2 protein-coding genes and 1 tRNA gene are annotated in these 2,696 nt (G+C 39.7%); 1 reads left to right on the forward strand and 2 read right to left on the reverse strand.

Features of this window, described 5'->3' with window-relative positions:
• Positions 1 to 115: 115 nt before the first annotated feature.
• Complete coding sequence (locus PLK24_RS10435; RefSeq protein WP_324478900.1) at positions 116 to 667, forward strand: DUF4924 family protein; 552 nt, start codon at positions 116 to 118, stop codon at positions 665 to 667.
• 258 nt (positions 668 to 925) lie between these two features.
• On the opposite strand, the gene PLK24_RS10440 is transcribed toward PLK24_RS10435, so the two are convergent.
• Positions 926 to 1,600 (reverse strand): DNA alkylation repair protein, encoded by a 675-nt coding sequence (locus tag PLK24_RS10440; RefSeq protein WP_324478902.1) that lies wholly within the window; start codon positions 1,598 to 1,600, stop codon positions 926 to 928.
• A gap of 62 nt (positions 1,601 to 1,662) precedes the next feature.
• A tRNA-His gene (locus PLK24_RS10445) sits at positions 1,663 to 1,736 on the reverse strand.
• Between the last annotated feature and the right edge of the window lie 960 nt (positions 1,737 to 2,696).

Genomic DNA, 2,696 nt, shown 5'->3' on the forward strand with positions numbered 1-2,696 from the left:
ACTAAAACAAGGGTTTCATATACGAAAGTGTGATTTTGTGATACATTCACTCTGACGACATTCAAAAGTCTTTCTATAAAAAGAAGGGGTTTCTTTTCTCTCTGATTTAGTATCTTTGCAAAAAAAGAAAGAAGTTATGCTCATCGCTAGACAAAAGAAACAAGAAAACATTGCCGAATATGTACTATACATGTGGCAGATTGAAGATATTATAAGAGGCTACCAATTCAACTTGGAGACCATCAAAACCAACATCATCGAGAAGTTCAACCAACCAGAAGAGGTTAAGAAAGACATGACGGATTGGTATGACAATCTCATCGCCATGATGAAGAACGAGAAAATCGAGGAGAAAGGTCATCTGAAGATCATCAAAAACATTACAGACGACATGAACGAGCTTCACATGGAGCTTTTGCAAGATTCAAAGGAAATTCAATACAACGCCATGTTTTTCAAGACGCTCCCCTACCTCATCGATTTCAGAAACAAATCAAAAGCAGGTCAGGAGACCAACGATGTGGAATTAGCCCTGGGCGCTCTTTACGGCATCCTGATTCTACGATTGCAAAAAAGGGAAATCAGCAAGGACACAGAACAAGCCATCAAACAAATAAGCATCTTTTTGGCTCATTTGGCTGCAAAACACAAGGAAGACGAGGAATAACAGATCAAGTAAAAAAAGTGCGTGGAGAGTTTTTAACCACGAATTAGCACGAATTATCTTATTTCAGGTCAAATAAATTCAGGAATAAGAGTTTGTTATTATGGACAGTAGGTGTGTACATGTTCCAGCGGAAGGGGAAAAGCAGGGTCCGTCGAGCAAGGACAAACAATCGGATAATCATATTACATGATCGTGTACAAATGTTTTTAAGATGGATCCTTAATTGAACCTAGCCACGGGCTTTTGGCCTTGATCCCTTTATCCAAAATCAAGTACCGTAAGCATCTCCTCACGTACCCAAGCCGCACCAGGACCTTTAGCCGCGTCCAATTCGTTTGCAAACTTTCTCATCTTATCGGCATCCAAGTTGCAAAGTTCTTTTAAAAAGCGCGAAACACCTGAATAGACTGCCGACGACTGAGAATAGACATCTACCATTGCCTTCTCCTCATAAGCAGAGAGAAAAGAGGCTTGAGCACCCTCCTTTTTCACCTGTAAAGATGCCAAAATATAAGCAAATGCCTTCATATATTCAGATGAGTTCTCGTCCTTCAACTTTATCAGCAAAGAATCGGCAAAAGGCAAACGAGAACAAAGGTTACGTGAAAGCTGCTCTGCCAACTCCATATTCTTACACTCTTTCAACCACGACAAGGCCTCCTTCTCCGTAAACTCATCGACAGGCTGAAGATAGGTAGCCATGATCATCATCTCCCTGCAGCCGGAATGCCATAAGCAACGGGCCAGCTTTGAACTACCCGTAAATCGAGCAGACAACTCCTTGATACGCATCAACGAAACGCCATAACTCAACTTGTAACCCAAATGTTTCAGGCCACTAGACACCACTCCATTCATGGATGCAACCAAGTATTTGCGGATAGATCTCATCTGTTCATCTACCTCTTTATCGAATCTAAAAAAGTGCAGCATAATGTACGAAGTTTCATAAAACAAAAAAGTCTTTCGAGAAACCCGAAAGACTAAAAAAAGGGGGTGAAGAATGGGTCTCGAACCCACGACCTTCGGAACCACAATCCGACGCTCTAACCAACTGAGCTACCCTCACCATTTTTCTGTTTTGCAGTGCAAATGTAATTCGTTTTTTCAATTCATGCAACCCTTTTTACAAAAAAAATGAAAGTTTTTTCTTCCTCTTTCTGCTTCAAACTGCGCATTGCTTCAAACATTCAACAAATCAACGAGATAAAACCCAAGTGGGTGGTTTCTTTAACCATAAATTATTATTCGCTACCAACGGAACAAATCAAAACAACGTTTTGAAGGAAGCACAGATTAGACAAACGGGGAACGTTCCGTCCAGTAAGTGACCGACCTTATAGCCTAGAGTGCTCAAAATTTGATTTAAAATCTTGCTCAAAAAACAAGGTGCTTTAATGTGAGTTTGAATAAAAATAGGACATCACGAAATTAACATATAAACAGATTTATAATGTCCTCGCCGGACGGGCCCTACTTTTTCCCTTCATCTGGAAAAAGTAGGCAAAATTTCGTAAGGTCGAGCGCAGAATGGAGCTTGCTCCGATTATGCCGAGACCGAGAAATTTGGATGAAATCAAAAAGAGCCGCCGCTGTGAGTGCTCTTCTTCCAAAAGTGACGCACTGTCTGGCTAAACAGTTTTAAACGCGCTCGTACCTCGCTTGAACGGTAAAACTGTTTTTAACGCCATCCAGCACGCCACTTTTGGCGAGCCCTCAAGGCGTATTGGCACATTTACTCAGCCTTTGTGATATGTGAGAGTAAAAAAAAATCTTCATCGTTTCGCTTTATTATTTCATTATTAAATTCTTCGTTTACGAGAATTTAAAGATATAATTTTTCCTGGTAATTTTTGACGAAATATACAAGCATAAAAAAAGGTCGTCACAAAGTAACGACCCTCTCTATTCATTGAATTTTTGTTTTTATTTATTTGCTTTCTTTGCTGATTTATTATCTGCTTTATAATCACCAAAACGAAAAGTACATAAATTTAAAACGAAAAGTACATTTTTCGGGCTTTTTTCA

This window comes from Atribacter sp. (assembly GCF_035418125.1).
Classification (GTDB): Bacteria; Atribacterota; Atribacteria; order Atribacterales; family Atribacteraceae; genus Atribacter; species Atribacter allofermentans.

Coding starts and splice junctions, on each gene's coding strand:
- PLK24_RS10440 (WP_324478902.1), bottom strand. CDS start 1,600: ATGCTGCACTTTTTTAGATTCGATAAAGAGGTAGATGAACAGATGAGA.